Source organism: Bartonella sp. B35(2025) (genome assembly GCF_053794465.1).
Genome location: NZ_CP200035.1, coordinates 833,483 through 850,544, shown reverse-complemented (window position 1 = coordinate 850,544; position 17,062 = coordinate 833,483). Strand labels below are relative to the sequence as shown.

Sequence of the window (17,062 nt, the reverse complement as noted above, 5' to 3'; positions counted from 1 at the left end):
ATGAAAACAATAAATCCACGTCATAATATTCGAGAAGTAAAGCCACCTTTGGGCAATGAAATTTCGGCAAAAAGCTGGTTAACAGAAGCACCACTGCGAATGCTTATGAACAATCTTCACCCTGATGTTGCGGAAAATCCACATGAATTGGTGGTTTACGGTGGTATTGGACGTGCAGCGCGCACATGGGCAGATTTTGACCGTATTGTTGATACATTGCGTTCACTGGAAAATGATGAAACCTTGTTGGTACAATCAGGTAAGCCTGTTGGCGTATTTCGCACTCATAAAGATGCACCACGTGTGCTTATTGCTAATTCCAATCTTGTACCGCATTGGGCAAATTGGCATCATTTTAATGAGCTCGATAAAAAAGGCTTGATGATGTATGGCCAAATGACAGCAGGATCATGGATCTATATTGGTTCACAAGGTATTGTGCAGGGTACTTATGAAACCTTTGTCGAAGCAGGCCGCCAGCATTACAACGGTAATCTGAAAGGTAAGTGGATTTTAACAGCAGGACTTGGTGGTATGGGTGGGGCACAACCTCTTGCAGCAGTTATGGCTGGTGCATCGTGTCTGGCTATTGAATGTAATCCTGAAAGCATCGACTTCCGGTTACGTACACGTTATGTTGATGAAAAAGCTGAAAACCTTGATGAAGCTTTGGCAATGATAGCTGACTGGACTTCAAAAGGTATTGCAAAATCTATTGGGTTACTTGGAAATGCTGCCGAAATTTTACCAGAAATAGTGCGTCGTGGTGTGCGTCCAGATATGGTAACAGATCAGACTTCTGCGCATGATCCGATCAATGGTTATTTGCCAATTGGTTGGACGATGGCGCAATGGAAAGAGAGACGTGAGTTCCATCCTGCTGAAGTTGAAAAAGCAGCACGTGCATCGATGAAAGTGCATGTTCAGGCCATGCTGGATTTTTGTCATGCTGGCATTCCAACATTTGATTATGGTAACAATATACGCCAGATAGCAAAGGATGAAGGCTTGGAAAATGCTTTCGATTTCCCTGGATTTGTGCCTGCTTATATCCGGCCACTTTTTTGCCGTGGGATTGGACCTTTCCGTTGGGTTGCGCTGTCCGGTGATCCAGAAGATATCTATAAGACCGATCAAAAAGTTAAAGAATTGATGCCAGATGATAAACATCTGCATAACTGGCTCGATATGGCACGTGACCGTATTGCATTTCAGGGATTACCTGCTCGCATATGCTGGGTTGGTCTTGGTGATCGCCATCGCCTTGGTTTAGCATTTAACGAGATGGTCAAGAATGGTGAATTATCTGCTCCTGTTGTTATTGGTCGAGACCATTTAGATTCAGGTTCTGTAGCATCACCAAACCGTGAAACTGAATCTATGAAAGATGGTTCCGATGCAGTTTCGGATTGGCCATTGTTGAATGCATTGCTGAATACATCATCTGGTGCAACTTGGGTTTCACTTCATCATGGCGGCGGTGTTGGTATGGGATTCAGTCAGCATTCTGGCATGGTTATTTGTTGTGATGGTAGTGATAATGCAGCACGAAGGATTGAACGTGTCTTATGGAATGATCCAGCAACTGGTGTTATGCGCCATGCTGATGCAGGATACGACATTGCAATTCAATGTGCCAAGGAACATCATTTACGGTTGCTCGGTATATTGGGCAACTGATCATAAAATTCTTCAATAAGGCAAGCCTATCAGATGGGAAAATGATGTGGTTTGCTCTGAAGGTTTGTATTTTTATTTTAATGGATAATACAAAATATGGGAGAAAATAGGGATGGGTCGTCGTAGTTTGAAAAAGGGTCTGAACAAGCGGCATGTTTTTTTTATTGCACTTGGCTCGGCAATCGGTACTGGTCTTTTTTATGGATCGGCAGGTGCGATCAAATTGGCTGGTCCTATCGTGCTGTTGGCTTATTGTATTTCTGGTGTTATGGCTTTTATGGTTATGCGTGCCTTAGGTGAAATGGTATTACATAATCCGCTGCCTGGTTCATTTGGTCGTTATGCCTCCACTTATATTACTCCTCTTGCCGGTTTTCTAACGGGCTGGACTTACATTTTTGAGATGGCACTTGTATGCCTTGCCGATATTACTGCATTTGCCACCTATATGGCTTTTTGGTATCCTGATGTGTCACCTTGGATATGGACATTGGGTATCACGTTGATCATTACAGCTTTAAACTTAATTGCTGTGAAGATTTTTGGTGAAATGGAATTCTGGTTATCGGCGGTAAAAATAGTAGCAATTATTGCAATGATTGTTGCTGGTATTGCTATTATATTTTTTGGTTTTGGTAATTATTCGCATCAATCTACGGGTATCCACAATCTTTGGGATAATGGCGGCTGGATACCCAATGGGTGGTTTGGTTTTATTGCTTCTTTCAGTGTGGTAGTTTTTGCTTTTGGTGGGATAGAAATCATTGGTCTTACGGCTGTTGAGGCTGAAGATGCAGATCAGAATATTCCCAAGGCTATTAATGCGATACCATTTCGTATCTTATTATTTTATGTCATGACACTGGCTGTCCTGATGTCACTTTATCCATGGAATCAGATTGGTCTAGATGGGAGCCCCTTTGTCACGATTTTTGAAAGTCTTGGTATCAAATATGCTGCTAATATTCTCAATATTATTGTTATAACAGCTGCAGTTTCAGCAATCAATAGTGATTTTTTTGGTGCTGGTCGAATGATGCATGGTTTGGCAGAAGAAGGTCATGCCTTAAAACATCTTACCTATGTTTCGGAAAACGGTATACCCATTTTTTCAGTTTTGGTAATGTTTATGGTGCTAATATCTGGTGTTGTGCTAAATTATTATTATCACGAAAAACTATTTTTTCTTATCGCAGCTATGGCAACTTTTGCAACAGTTTTTGTTTGGTTTTTTATCTTACTTTCGCAATTTTTTATGCGCATGAAAATGTCAAAGAGTGAAGTTGCAGCATTGAAATACCCTGTTCCTTTTTGGCCAATTGGCCCGATTATTGCTATCTTATTTATGGTTTTTATTATTGTTCTTTTAGGTGTATTTGAAACTACAAGAGCAGCACTTATTGTCGGTACGATCTGGGTTATATGGCTAACCATATGTTATTGTGCTATCAAATATTTGCATAAGAATGACAGATGGGTCATCAAAAAAAATCACTACTAAAATCATCATTAATTCAGGTAAATTTTATAATTAGTAAATAAAGTTAAGATTCTCTAATGCAATTGTTAAAAGCTGATCAATATAAAGTTATGTCTTGGAAAAACGGTGGTGGAAGCACACGTGAAATAGCATTTGCGTTGAATGATAATGGTGAAATAGATTGGCGACTTAGCATTGCAACGATAAGTCAATCTGGCCCTTTTTCAAATTTTGAAGGTATTGATCGGACGATTGTGTTGTTGGATGGTGATCAGGTTACCCTCAACATTGCTGGTCAACCTGCAGTTGTTCTTGATTATTCAAGCCAGCCTTTTACATTTGCAGGAGAGGCGGATGTAGATGCAGTTTTAAATGGTCGAGAAACAATTGATCTGAATATTATGACGCGCAGGAAGATTTTTCGCCATCATATATCGAAAATTGATACCAAGAAAGATCTTCTATTACAAAAAGATGTTGAGTATATGTTTATCGTATTCAATGCTGATTATAAATTAGGGTTTGAAGGCAGAATAATAAATGTCTCACGCTTTGATACATTGGTTTTAGAAAATTCTGATACAATCAGTTTATATAAGGGGAAAGGGACCGTTTTCTCTATTGAAATTTATAGTTATTAGTAGTGCTGATTCTTAATTATTTAATTTTAATAAAAAGAGATTTATAATAAATTTTTAACTTTAATTTATCAAAAGTTGGAGCTGTCATAGTTGACATATTTTAAACTTTAATGGCTGAAAAATAGCTAAAAGGGGACGTATAGCTCAAATATATCAAATGCATAACACGAAAATAGTAAATACTTTATCAGGCGTATTGCTGTGACAGAAACTAAGGTATTGGGATGATAAAAATGTATATGATTGTGAATGTAGCTTTTCTCTTATCAAGTATTAGTTTAGTCGTAGCGCAAACGGTGAGCCTTGGTGTACCTACGGTGCTAGATATGATTAAAGTAAATTAAAATATGTCTGAAATCACTCAAAAACATTTTCAGAATATATCTGGAAGATAGTATTGTAGATAATGATGAAGTGCCAACATCATTTAACCTTTGTTAAGGGGTTGTTTTATGTCTTGCAGGTTTTTATAGCTTTTTAATGTTCTTAGTGCATAAATCTCTAATCTTAAAGTAGCTAAGTGAGCAGTAGAAAATGGGTAAGGAAAAAGCAGTGAAAGACATCTCAAGTTAATAAAGAAATAACAATATCAACTTGATAACCAAATTAATAACCAAAATTTTATCATTATTGAGCAGTAAATAATGATATTCTTTTGACTAAAGCAACAGTATAAACGGGGTGTTTCTCATTGCCAACATGTATTATTTTAGGTATTTGATCATTGCATAGCCGTCATGAGTGAAGGTGAGAAAAAAATTAGCTTTCCATAATAAATGATAAAATAATATGGTCAAGATACATCTTTATTTCTATTATCAATGCTGGGAAGATAGAGTGATTTTTTAATTATGCAATATACTGAATTAAAGGCAAAAAGTGTGAACTTGAAATTCCGCGATTTCTTTCGTTGCAATTAAGCATTGTGCAATGCAGTTACCTACTAACTTATTGAAAAAAAATTGGTGGGTGATGAGGGGATCGAACCCGCGACCCGCTGATTAAGAGTCAGCTGCTCTACCAACTGAGCTAATCACCCATAATTTTTCGAAAAATGAGAATAAGTGGTTCTATAACGGTCTCAAAGAAGGATGTCTAGATGGTTTCGCTATTTTTTTTATATGAGAACGAGTAAAGACTGTAACTAAACTAAGCTGTATAATTAAATTAAAATATGATATTATCTCTTGATCTTATATAAAAATATAACCATTATATTAGCTTCTATGAATAAATTCTGAATTATTATGTAGAACTGTAGTTGGAGGATCATCGAGTGTAATGCCTGAACAAAATTTAGGGGAACCTTCTTGTGATTGCAGGCGGTACAGACTGCTATTTTGTTCTATGAATTTTATCAATGATCATATGCGTTTAAGCGATATTTTGCGGTTTTTTATTTTTGGACTCAATCCGTTTGTATTTAATACTGTTGATCGATCGTGCGAATGAAGGCTTATGGATTTATTTTTTCAGCTGCATATGTTTAAGCTTTTCAAGATGTTTTTTAAGGATGAACTATGATGGAATGGATCGTTGATCCTCATGCGTGGTTTGGCCTAGTAACTTTGATTTTTCTCGAAATTGTTTTGGGAATAGATAACCTTGTCTTTATTGCTATTTTAGCAGAAAAATTACCACTGCATTTGCGTAATCGGGCGCGCTTGATAGGTTTGATTTTAGCATTAGTTATGCGGCTTTTCCTTCTTACGGTTATCGGGTGGGTGATGAATCTCGATACTATGATTTTTTCATTTTCATCTTTTGTATTTAGTTGGCATAGTTTCATCTTGATTGGTGGTGGAGCTTTTTTGTTAGCAAAAGGAACACTAGAGTTACATGAAAGATTAGAAGGTACGATGCATAAAAGAGAAACAGGTGTTACTTATGCTGTTTTTTGGCAGGTTATTGTTCAAATTGTTGTACTTGATGCTATATTTTCCCTTGATAGTATTATTACTGCAACGGGTATGATTGCTAAAGAGCAAGCAACAGTTATGTATATAGCAGTGATTGCTGCTATGGGGGTAATGATGTATGGATCCGGCCTCCTCATGCATTTTATTAATCGTCATCCTACTATTGTGATCCTTTGCCTTGGTTTTTTGATGATGATCGGTTTTACTCTTATTGTTGAAGGATTTGGTTTTCATATACCAAAAGGATATCTGTATGTAGCTATTGGTTTTTCTGTTCTTATTGAAGCTTTTAATCAAATTGGACGTCATAATCGTGAGAAGATGATTACAACAAATGATTTGCGTAGTCGAACAGCTGATGCTGTGTTAAGGCTTTTGGGCGGTGGAAAAAAGGATGGAAATCTTAGTGAGACTGTAGATGTTATTGCTGAACAGGCTGCAGCGTCTGAGATTTTTCGGCCTGAAGAAAAAGAGATGATTCGTGGCGTTCTTGATTTAGCTGATCGTCCTGTCCGTTCTATTATGTCACCACGTAATGAGATTGAATGGTTAGATTTAAATAGTGATGAGAATGAAATGCATGAAGAGTTGCAACAAGTTAAGCATAGCCGATTAATTCTTGCACGTGAAAAAGTGGATGAGTTTGTTGGTGTTGCTTTGACAAAAGATCTTCTTTTAAATTTAGCTGAAGGTAAAAAGATCAATTGGAAAAAAGCTATGCGTGAACCGCTCGTTGTTCATGAAAATACAAGTGTTTTACGGTTGATGGAGCAACTACGGCGTTCTTCAATTCAGCTTGCAATTATTGTTGATGAGCATGGATCTTTTGAAGGAATTGCAACACCAACAGATATTCTTGAAGCTATTGCGGGTGATTTTCCTGATGATGATGAAGAATCTGTCGTAGCAGAAAAGCTTGAAGATGGCAGTCTTCTTGTTGAGGGATATGCCGATATCCGTCGTTTAAGCGGTTACCTTGAGCGTAATCTTGTTGATGAATCAGATCGTTATACAACCTTAGCAGGATTTATGCTTTGGCGTTTTGGTCATTTGCCAAATGAGGGTGAGAGCTTTGAAGCTGATGGCTTACGCTTTAAAGTTATTGAGATGCAGCATCGAAATATATCTAAAATTCTTATTTCTCCACTTGTTTTGCAGGAAAAAAACTCATCATTTTAGTAAGTAAAGGGGTGGGTAAATACATCACTATTATAAAGAATTGAAGATGTATGGAGATAAGCTACTCGATTATATTGAAATTATTGTTTTAATAGGTTTTTAAGCTTGTAGTGATGGGTATATAAAAAATTGAATTATCAGTGATTCTTCATATTAAAAAGGGTATTGAATTGGTGATTAATGGAAAACTTTGAGGGATAAGAGATTGCTGATAAATACCCATTAATAAAGCTGGTGACCATATTTTTGTTATTCAATGTACTTTTGTGTAGTGGTTTATAAAGGCTTCACTTTATCTTTTTTAGATTTAGTATTAACTATAGAAATGCTTCTCTTTTCAGATAAATTTTATTTTGAATCAAAATATATGGAGTATTTTATCCTCTTAGGAAGCTGCTAAACGATCTGTCTAAAATCCATAAAAAAGCAACAGTTCTCAATAAATTGACTTTTAATATGGATATTTGAGTTACTTTATTTGTAATAAAATGTACTCTGTAACGCTTTAAATTAAAGAAAAAATAAAGAAAGCTAAAGATCACGTTAACTTATGAGTAAAATAAAATTCAACACATTATCGGTTAATTATATACGAACAAAAATAATGGGGGTGAGTTTTTCTTTTTTTATTTAGGTTATGTTTTTCTGTGTTCGTTTACAATATTGTTGAATTTCAAAAATTGCTACAACAAATAACGAAATAATGAGAGGTATAACCAAATAAAGTATTCTAAATACAATAAGTGCTGCAATGACATCGGTTGGATCTACATTGGGCATGCCTGTTATGAATAAGGCTTCAAGAACGCCAACTCCTCCTGCTGGAGCATTAGAGAGAAGGGTTATAGTAAAAGATGCAAGGAAAACACCAAGTACTGAAATAAAATAAACATTCTCATTGTGTGGGAGAACAGAGTATATAATTCCTGCTGCACCCAAAAGCTCAATGGGACTAATCAGGAGTTGTTGAATGACAATTTTAAGCCGAGGGTAGGAGAGTTGAGTTTTCTTACCCAAGCGTAAAGGTTTTAACTGAAGCCAACTGCCAAAAGTATAAAGTGCTATAAAGCCGAGTAAAACTATACCAATCGTTATACCAAGCCATTCAGGAAGATTATCATTGATCAGAGTGATAATTTCGGGCCGAAGAATCAAAATAATACCAGAAAGTAAAACCGTACCAATTACAAAAGTGAAAGAGCAAAAACCAACCAATATGGCAATTTCTGTCCCATTTAATCCTTTCATTTTATAGGCACGATAACGTACGACAGCGCCAGAAAAAACTGAAGCACCAATATTATGTGAAAGCGCATAAGTAGTAAATGAGCATATAGCAATGAAAATCCAAGAAATTTTGTGACCAAGATGCTGTAAAGCAATTCGATCATATCCAGCAAGAGCTGCATAAGCTATAAAAGAGCATAAGCAAGCTAATAACCAGTGATTTGCGTTTAAATTACTCAAGCGTTCTAGTACATCACTGAAAGAAATAGCGGATAGTTTTATATAAAGAATACGGATAGATATCAGCATTGTTAAAATACCAATAAACGGCCATATGAATTGCTTTGTTTTCACGCTTCTTTATCCATTTTTTGTTTTCATTTATGTTTTCTGTAAACTTAATTTACGGTTCTGTATATCAGATAAAGATTGCTGTTCAGATATATTATCAATAATACCCTCAGAAATTTCTTCATCATCGGTTATTACAATATTTGCACCTAAATCAATGAGGTAAGATGTTTCTGTATCAGATAGCGCATGAGTGATTATCGTAATATCCTTTTTGATATTACGTATATTTGTTATGCATTGTCCTACTTCAATAGTGCTTCGCATTGTAATAATAATTTTACATGCATTACTAATATTTGCAGCGTCCATTACCTCCTGTTTAATAATATTACCGCAGATTGCTTCGATCCCGTCTTCAATTGCTTTATCAGTAAGGCGTTTTGATTCTTCTACTACTACTACAGATTCATTTCTGTTTATTAAAGATAATGCAACACGTTTACCAATACGGCCATAACCAATAACTACAATATGGTTGATTTTTGAGGTGATTGGAAAAAAATCTTGGTCAGAATCCTTCGAATCAATATCAATGACTACTTGTGTATTTTGTAAGTTCATAGGAAAATTTTCTAGATATTTTTTAATTTTATCACAGATAATAAAAACAAAGGGATTAAGTAAAATGGAAAGAATTGCACCTCCGATGATCAAGTCATGAGCATCATTGTTTAGAAATCCAAAATTTAAACTTAGGCCTGCAAGGATGAAAGAAAATTCTCCGATTTGAGCAAGGCTAGCAGAAATAGTTAAAGCTGTCTTATTAGAGTAGCGAAAAGCTTTAATGATGAAAAAGGCAATAACAGATTTTCCTAGTACTATAATTAATAATGTTGCTAATAGAGGGAAGAAATTTGTTAATATTTTTCCTGGATCAAATAACATACCTACAGAAACAAAAAAAAGCACAGAAAATGCATCTCGCAGTGGTAAGGATTCTTCCGCTGCACGATGACTTAATTCTGATTCGCTCATAACCATACCTGCAAAAAAAGCACCAAGGGAAAGAGAAACACCAAATAAATGGGCTGCTCCAAAAGCAACTCCTAATGCAATAGCAAAGACACTAAGACGAAATAATTCACGTGATCCTGATTGTGCACTTACTTTTAGTAACCATGGAATAACACGTCGTCCAATAACAAGCATAAGAGCAATAAATACAATCACTTTTAGGATAGTAAGACCAAAAATTCCCCAAATATCTAAGTCTAACCATTGAATAAGAGGATCGATAGCTTTTTTTTTCGTATTACCAAAGATGTTTGCTAATGATGGTATGAGAACAAGTATGAGAACCATAGCTAAATCTTCAATAATCAACCAACCAACAGCAATACGTCCTTTTTCTGTTTCAATAAGATGACGTTCTTGTAAAGTGCGCAGCATGATAACAGTACTTGCTATTGATAAAGCTAAACCAAAAACTAAACCACCACTGATTCCCCACCCCATGATTAAAGCAAGGCATAAGCCTAGAAAAGTAGAAAAAATCATTTGTGCAATAGCAGCAGGAATTGCGATAGCTTTAACAGATAAAAGGTCTTTTAATGAAAAATGTAACCCAACACCGAACATTAGCAAAATTACACCAATTTCAGCAAGTTGATTAATAATAATGGAATCTATTTTAAATCCACCTGTGTTGGGTCCTACAATAACGCCAGCTAATAGGTAACCTACTAGGGGTGAGATGCGTAAACGATTAGCAATCATTCCCAAAAGGAATGCTAAACATAGGCCTGCAACTATAGTTGTAATAAGTGGTGTATCATGGAGCATGATTATTTACGGCTTTTTGTAAAAAATAAGTTAGTTAAGACGATTATAGTTTTTTTATGAGACAAAGAGATTAGTATGTCATACTGAATTAAGTGGCATTTTCATGTTAGATTAACGTTTGTACGATTATTTCGTTCACACCACCAATTACCCAGTAATAGTAAAATAGGAGCTGCAATAAAGATTGAAGATGATGTTGCAATAATAATTCCAAAGACCATAGGATATGCAAAATTATGGACAGCACTTCCACCCCATATCGCCATAGGTAGCATAGCTAAAACTGTAGTAGTTGATGTAAAGAGACAGCGTATCAGAACCTGATTAATTGAAAGATCGATCAGTTCACGCAGCGGCATTTTTCTATAAAGACGCATATTTTCACGCATTCGATCGTAGACAACAACCTTATCATTGATAGAATAACCAACAATAGTTAAAAGAGCGGCGATAGCAGTCAAATTGAAATCAAACTGAAATAAAGCGAAAAAACCAATCATTTTTGTGGTGTCTAGAGTAAGTGTAATGATTGCTCCAACTGCGAAGAACCATTCGAAGCGCAGCCATATATAGAATGACATAGCAATTGCTGCTAGAATAATAGCGGTAAAAGCAGCTGTTGCAAGTTCACCTGAAATTTTAGGGCCAACAACCTCTATTTGATCAAATGTGGCGTTTGGATAGATGTTCTGTACGGCTGTTTTGACTTTATCAATGGCAATAGTTTGTTGTGCTTCACTGCCGCTTTGTTTTTGAATACGGATCATAACGGTGTTTGCATTATCAATATTTTGCAGCGTAACTTCACCAATGTTAAGGGTAGAAAGCTTTGAACGTAAGGTTGCTAAGTTTGCTGGTTCTTTTGTGGTAATACTCATTTGGCTGCCACCAATGAAATCAATTCCAAAATTTAAACCAGGTTTAAAAAATAAAAAAGCTGAAGTAAGCGATAAAATAACTGAGATACCAATCCCGATAAAGCGGGCGTTCATAAAGCGGAAAGTCGTATTTTGGGGGATAATATTAAATCTAGAGTGAAAATCTAGAGTTTTTATTTTCCATCTACGAACTACCCAAATCATGATAGTGCGCACAATAATGACATTCGTAAACATGGAGATGATAATACCAAGCAACATTGTTACAGCAAAACCACGAACAGGGCCGGTGCCGAACCAAAATAATAAAATGGTTGCAATAATTGCAGTAACATTGGCATCAATAATGGTTGCAAAAGCTTGTTTAAACCCATGATCTAAGGCAGCAAAGGCACTGATACCTTTTCGACTTTCTTCACGAATGCGTTCATTAATTAAAATATTGGCATCAACGGCGATACCAATACCTAAAATAATTCCTGCAATACCTGGTAATGTGAGTGTTGCACCAAGAAGACTTAGTGCAGCGAATGTTAAAATAGTATGTAATATCAATGCTATATTAGCAATTATACCCCAAATTCTGTACAGAAAAAAAATAAAAATTGTAACGAGAAAAAAGCCTATAATACCTGTGTAAAGTCCCATCTGGATAGCATCAGCACCAAGATTTGGACCTACGGTTCTTTCTTCAATCACAGTTAGTGGTGCAGGTAAGGAACCAGCTCGGAGGAGAGCAGCTAAAGTTGATGCTTCTTTGGGATCAAAATTTCCTGTAATTTGGCCTTGTCCATTGGGAATAACGCCATTAATGGTAGGGGCAGTTAAAACTTTGTTATCAAGAACGATTGCAAAGGGACGATTAATGTTTTTTCGTGTTATATCTGCAAATATTTTTGAGCCAGCAGAATTCATAGTAAATGAAATAACAGAACGTCCTGGTATTTGTGGGTCGAAACCTGCACGGGCATCTTTAAGTACATTTCCATCTAAAGCGATTTGATCATAAATTGGATAACGTTGTGTTTCATCAGTATATCCAGGAAGAATTGAAACACCTGTAGGTGGATTATTTATATCTACATTGGAGGGAACAAGATGGAAAGTCATCTTAGCAGTAGTTCCTAAAAGATTACGTAGCTGTTTTGGATCTTGTAAGCCAGGTAATTGAACCATAATACGATCAGTTCCTACTTTTTGGATGGCTGGCTCAATAACACCAACTTGGTCAATACGGCGACGGATGATTTCTAAGCTTTGTTCGATAGCATTGCTGATACGATCTTTAATACCAGCTTCAGTTAATACCACACGGATAGTTTCATTTTGAATACTGATAGCAATGTCATTAGCTGTAGTGCCAAAACTGCTGTGTATGGGGGTAATTAATGTTTTCAAAGCAGAAATTGCTTTTTCACTTTGTGTTGGATCAGAAATAATTGCAATTACGCTATTTTCAACTATACGAACACTTGATGTTCGGATTTGTTTTTCACGTAGAGTGTTACGTACATTATTTAATACTATATGTAGTTGGTCGCGCTTTAGTGTTTTGGTATCAACTTCGAGTAAGAGAGAAGATCCTCCTTGAAGATCAAGCCCAAGTGTTACACGAGTGTTAGGTAAAAATTTTGAATTTTTAACCTGTTCTTGCGAAAATAAATTAGGTAAGGCAATGTAAATGCTACTTAAAAGGATAAAACAATAGAAAGTAGTTAACCAGCTGGGTGTACGCATAATATATTCCGCTAATAGGCAATTTAATAATAATTAAAGTTAAATGCAGGAGTAAGATAGAATGATAATTGCATAGTTAAAGCAACAGGAGGGGCGTGTTTATTAAAAAAATATTGTGTGCAAATCATTGTGTTAGCCATTAAAAATATATTCAATACTAAGATATTTTGAATAGTACTGATAAGTAGAACATGATCTGTATGGAGTATTAAAAATTTTTTATTTGCAATTGTTTCAATATCCAATTGATCATACTTATTTTTATATCAATTGGATTTGTTTTAATTATATTACTGGCATGTAGTTGTTTGATAAAATAAGTTTTGTCTCCTAGGTTACTCGTTAAAAATATGCCAAAATTGGACAGAAGAGTCCAAGTCATAAAAGGAAAAAAATTTTCTTTTTTGCAATATATCTTTTTTGCAAAATAAGTGCAAAAAAACATGCTCAGGCGCCTTCTTTATTTTGCTATTTTATCTTGATGTTATCTTCTCTCTTATCAGTATTATAGGATTAGGGGAAGCTTTTATAAGATTATTCTACAAAAGTTGAAAATATTTTCCTCATGCCATATTTTCAAAGGAGGTGGTGGGGTATTTATTATGATTTACGCTTAAGGTAGACATGTATTTATTTTTTAAAAAAAAATTACGTATTCTTTTTTTCATTTTTGGAATTATCATTGTATTTAACTCTTATGTGTGGGGGCATTTAATACCACAAAATACAACAATTGGACAATCAGTAACTACACACTCGATTGATGAAATTATTCAACAACAACAGTTAATTATAAAAAATCTTGAACAAAATACAGAAACTTTAAAAAAAGATTTTTCAAACGAATCAGAAGATGAACATATTTTGACAGAGCTGCGATTGCGGGCACAAAATATCAGTAACCGTGCTATAGAATCAGCACTTGTTTTGCGTGCTCCTCTTAATGATATTAATATACTTCTTGATCAGTTAGCAGAGCTTCATGATGATCCAAAAAAATTAGAAAATTACAATAAAGAGCATGCTTGCTTAATGGAGCAAAGAGCTAAAATTAATAATACAGTGCGTCGATTTGAAGAAATATTTTTAAATGCAAATAAAATAGCTGAACTTGCCATTTTTCAGTCTCGAGAACTTTTTAAACGTAAGCTGACATACAAGTTTAATTTTTCAATACCAATGATCAAGTATACTGCTGAGAAAACCAAAGAAGCTGCATCTGATTTTGTTTTGTTGTTTAATTCTTGGTGGAAATCTGTATCATATTTTAAATTGTTACAACTGTTTCTTTCTTTTTTAATTTCACTTTTTTTGGCTTTTATCTTTGTTTATTTTTTTCGTAAAATCCTAACACATGTGCGCTATCGTGTTACCAAGTGTAATGAGGAAGTATCTTATTTACAGCGCTTATTAATTGCTTTTATGTCAATTCTCTTTCCTTTATTTGTGTGTATTGCTTGTGTTTATTTTTTATTTTTTCTGTTGCATAGTTTTAGTTTTGATCTGGGAAAACTCGAACCGGTATTTTATACAATTGGGCACCAGATTAGCTTAGTCTTTTTTATAAATCGTTTAGCAGTTGTTTTGTTATCATCCAATATAGCATATGGTCACCTTTTAAATATTGCACCGTTTACGGCATATCAATTGATGATTTTACTGACTGTTCTAGGTGGAATTTTGGCATTTGATGCTATTCTCGATAGTGTTTATCAAGTGGTTTCAGCTTCTCTTTCTTTAACAATTGTAAAAAGTTTTATTGCGGTTTTTCTTATAGCAATGCTTTTGTTCATAATCTCATTTGTACCTTTGTATTTCAGGTATAAAAGTTCTCACAGTAAAGAAAGAGAGCCACTATTTTGGCCATTTTATATACGCATACCCCTTATTTTACTGGGATTATTACTTATTGTAATGGATTTTTTGGGTTATGTTGGCTTAGCACGTTTTATTGTGCAGCAGATTGTGATTAGTGGTGCATTTTTAATTTTAATGTATTTAGGGATAAAAAGCGCCCAAGCTATTAGAATTAAAGGACAATTTATGAAAACAAGTGTCGGCCGTATTTTAATGCAACGGTTACATTTGGAAGAGAAAACAATGGATCGATTGGGGATTATTGTTAGCATTTTTCTCAATTTTTTTGTTATCGTATTTTGTACTATGCCGATTATCGTACAATTCGGGTCTTCGTATTTTGATTTGAGAGCGGTGTTATGGCAGTTGATTACTGGTTTTCAAATTGGAAATATATCTATTTCTTTGATTTCTATCATAACAGGGATCATTGTTTTCTTTGCCTGTTTATTCTTTATCCGCCGATTTATTGGTTGGCTGGATGATACAGTATTAACGCATGGAGAATTTGATTCTGGTGTACGTAATTCTATCAAAACAGTTATAAATTATTGTGGTGTTGTTGTGTCTGCCTTGGTAGGATTGTCAATGGCAGGTTTGGATCTTAGCAATTTTGCACTCATTGCTGGTGGTCTTTCACTTGGTATAGGCTTTGGTCTACAGAATATTGTTCAAAATTTTGTATCTGGACTTATTATTTTGGTTGGAAGACCGTTTAAATTGGGTGATTATGTAGAGTCTGGATCAGTAGGTGGTATTGTTAAACGTATTAGTGTGCGTGCAACTGAACTTGAAACGTTTCAACGTAAGACGATTATTATTCCTAATTCAAGTCTCATTAATAATAACGTAAGTAATTGGACTCGACATAGTAAAATGGGAAGGATCGATATCCCTGTTACTGTCTCTCCTAATATTGCACCAGAACGCGTTGTTGAAATCTTGCTGGAGATCACTTCTGCAACAGAAGGAGTTTTAAAAAACCCTATGCCACAGGTAAGTTTTACTGCATTTGATAGTAAGAAACTCTCATTTAATTTGGCTATTTATGTACCTAATATCACTTCTACTTCTAAAGTGGTTAATGCTCTTCGCTTTATACTATATAAGCGTTTTTCTGAGGAAGGGATCTTAGAATGATAAAACATATTTATGTTGTTATTACAGTTATGATGTTGGATATTTTGACTACGACAGTTTTTTCCGCAACTGTGAAGAATACTGATTTAAAAGCACAATCGTTTACTATTGCTGAAGGCAGTACATTTTCAACCATTTCATTGAATAATAATCAAACAGTCACAGTTTGTTTGAAGGGTTGTTTTATCATTTTTCCTAATAAAGATCATTTTGCAATAACGGCTGAAGATAATATAGAAATCAATGAAGGTAGAGCGATTTTTAAATGAACTACTTTAATTTTTTTATTGATTTGTTAGAGTATAAAGAAGTGGTAACTATTTCCTTGGAGTGAACTTGTGGTAAATAAGAATTTTAAGCTATTTTTCTATAGGAAATTGGCTCAGTAGCAGAAAAAGATTTTTTATATCATTAAAATAATTGAAGGGTGGATTGTGGGGTGTCCAATCCTTATTCAAGCCACGAAAGATTTTCGTATTTTTTAGCTATTTTTATATAATTTGTTCTCGGGTAGATACAGTCTTTTTTGATTGGTAATGTTTTTTGTTGTTCAGGAATAGTTGTTATTTTTTTGAATACAGTTTTTGCAAATTTAGCAGATACGATACCTTAGAAGTTGTATCTAATATGGTAATAAAGCCAGCAATTATATGTTACTGTTTACTTGATTGATAGGGTAAGGCTTCCATTGTCATGGATTAAACAACAGATAGCATCTATAGTTTCTGCTATGATATCGCGTCTACTTAAATTTAATGTTATATTTCTACAAATACGCTATACTTTTGGTAAACAGAAAGTCTATTGGATACTTTGGAATGTCACAGAATTGATTTGAAAAAAGGCTAAATGAAAATTTACTGAAGTCTTTTGGTTATTTTTTACGTGCAACATAGTATATAGTATTCCTCAATTGCAGCTCGCATATTTTAAGATGATAAAGTTTTATGTTTTTGATGTCATCTAATGCGTCATTGGCAAATTTACATCAATTTTTTAGTGATATGATCGTAGAAAATAAATCAGCTTTTTAATATTTCAGTAATTTTTTATTAAGAATGGATGTGTATTTGTTGATATTAATTTAGTATTTAACTACCCATCAAATATATTAAAATGATTTTTTTGATAAACATCAATATGATAAAAATCATTGATAATATTTGTATGATTCTTCATTTAAGTAGG

General features: G+C 34.6%; 9 protein-coding genes and 1 tRNA gene. 6 read left to right on the top strand and 4 right to left on the bottom strand.

The annotated features are described in order from the left end of the window. From hutU to V4P56_RS03565, 3 genes are all read left to right on the top strand, one after another. Nucleotides 1–1,680, top strand: coding sequence for a urocanate hydratase (hutU, locus tag V4P56_RS03575; protein WP_455481581.1), 1,680 nt, complete (start codon nt 1–3; stop codon nt 1,678–1,680). Between the two features lie 112 nt (nt 1,681–1,792). Next, complete coding sequence (locus tag V4P56_RS03570) at nt 1,793–3,181, top strand: amino acid permease (protein WP_455481580.1); 1,389 nt, start codon at nt 1,793–1,795, stop codon at nt 3,179–3,181. A gap of 56 nt (nt 3,182–3,237) precedes the next feature. After that, a complete protein-coding gene (locus V4P56_RS03565; protein WP_455481579.1) occupies nt 3,238–3,801 on the top strand; it encodes a HutD/Ves family protein in 564 nt (187 codons plus the stop codon). Nucleotides 3,802–4,764: 963 nt separating this feature from the next. Here V4P56_RS03565 and V4P56_RS03560 read toward each other — a convergent pair. Beyond that, nucleotides 4,765–4,840 (bottom strand) — tRNA-Lys (locus tag V4P56_RS03560). A 481-nt stretch (nt 4,841–5,321) separates the two neighbouring features. On the opposite strand from V4P56_RS03560, the gene V4P56_RS03555 reads away from it, so the two are divergent. Further along, the gene (locus V4P56_RS03555) at nt 5,322–6,899 is read left to right on the top strand and encodes a TerC family protein (protein ID WP_455481578.1); all 1,578 of its coding nucleotides are present in this window, start codon (nt 5,322–5,324) and stop codon (nt 6,897–6,899) included. 630 nt (nt 6,900–7,529) lie between these two features. On the opposite strand, the gene V4P56_RS03550 is transcribed toward V4P56_RS03555, so the two are convergent. The 3 genes from V4P56_RS03550 to secD form a co-directional block, all read right to left on the bottom strand. Further along, complete coding sequence (locus tag V4P56_RS03550; protein ID WP_455481577.1) at nt 7,530–8,480, bottom strand: lysylphosphatidylglycerol synthase transmembrane domain-containing protein; 951 nt, start codon at nt 8,478–8,480, stop codon at nt 7,530–7,532. A 27-nt stretch (nt 8,481–8,507) separates the two neighbouring features. Further along, on the bottom strand, nt 8,508–10,262 hold the full coding sequence (gene ybaL / locus V4P56_RS03545) for a YbaL family putative K(+) efflux transporter (protein ID WP_455481576.1): 1,755 nt from the start codon (nt 10,260–10,262) through the stop codon (nt 8,508–8,510). Nucleotides 10,263–10,363: 101 nt separating this feature from the next. Continuing rightward, nucleotides 10,364–12,877, bottom strand: coding sequence for a protein translocase subunit SecD (gene secD, locus V4P56_RS03540; protein ID WP_455481575.1), 2,514 nt, complete (start codon nt 12,875–12,877; stop codon nt 10,364–10,366). A 624-nt stretch (nt 12,878–13,501) separates the two neighbouring features. On the opposite strand from secD, the gene V4P56_RS03535 reads away from it, so the two are divergent. Together V4P56_RS03535 and V4P56_RS03530 are read left to right on the top strand one after the other, a co-directional pair. Beyond that, on the top strand, nt 13,502–15,874 hold the full coding sequence (locus V4P56_RS03535; protein WP_455481574.1) for a mechanosensitive ion channel family protein: 2,373 nt from the start codon (nt 13,502–13,504) through the stop codon (nt 15,872–15,874). Beyond that, the gene (locus V4P56_RS03530) at nt 15,871–16,143 is read left to right on the top strand and encodes a hypothetical protein (RefSeq protein ID WP_455481573.1); all 273 of its coding nucleotides are present in this window, start codon (nt 15,871–15,873) and stop codon (nt 16,141–16,143) included. The genes V4P56_RS03535 and V4P56_RS03530 overlap by 4 nt, the downstream gene beginning before the upstream one ends. Nucleotides 16,144–17,062: the final 919 nt, after the last annotated feature.

Coding starts and splice junctions, on each gene's coding strand:
- ybaL (WP_455481576.1), bottom strand. CDS start 10,262: ATGCTCCATGATACACCACTTATTACAACTATAGTTGCAGGCCTATGT.
- secD (WP_455481575.1), bottom strand. CDS start 12,877: ATGCGTACACCCAGCTGGTTAACTACTTTCTATTGTTTTATCCTTTTA.
- V4P56_RS03535 (WP_455481574.1), top strand. CDS start 13,502: ATGTATTTATTTTTTAAAAAAAAATTACGTATTCTTTTTTTCATTTTT.
- V4P56_RS03530 (WP_455481573.1), top strand. CDS start 15,871: ATGATAAAACATATTTATGTTGTTATTACAGTTATGATGTTGGATATT.
- V4P56_RS03555 (WP_455481578.1), top strand. CDS start 5,322: ATGATGGAATGGATCGTTGATCCTCATGCGTGGTTTGGCCTAGTAACT.
- V4P56_RS03565 (WP_455481579.1), top strand. CDS start 3,238: ATGCAATTGTTAAAAGCTGATCAATATAAAGTTATGTCTTGGAAAAAC.
- V4P56_RS03570 (WP_455481580.1), top strand. CDS start 1,793: ATGGGTCGTCGTAGTTTGAAAAAGGGTCTGAACAAGCGGCATGTTTTT.
- hutU (WP_455481581.1), top strand. CDS start 1: ATGAAAACAATAAATCCACGTCATAATATTCGAGAAGTAAAGCCACCT.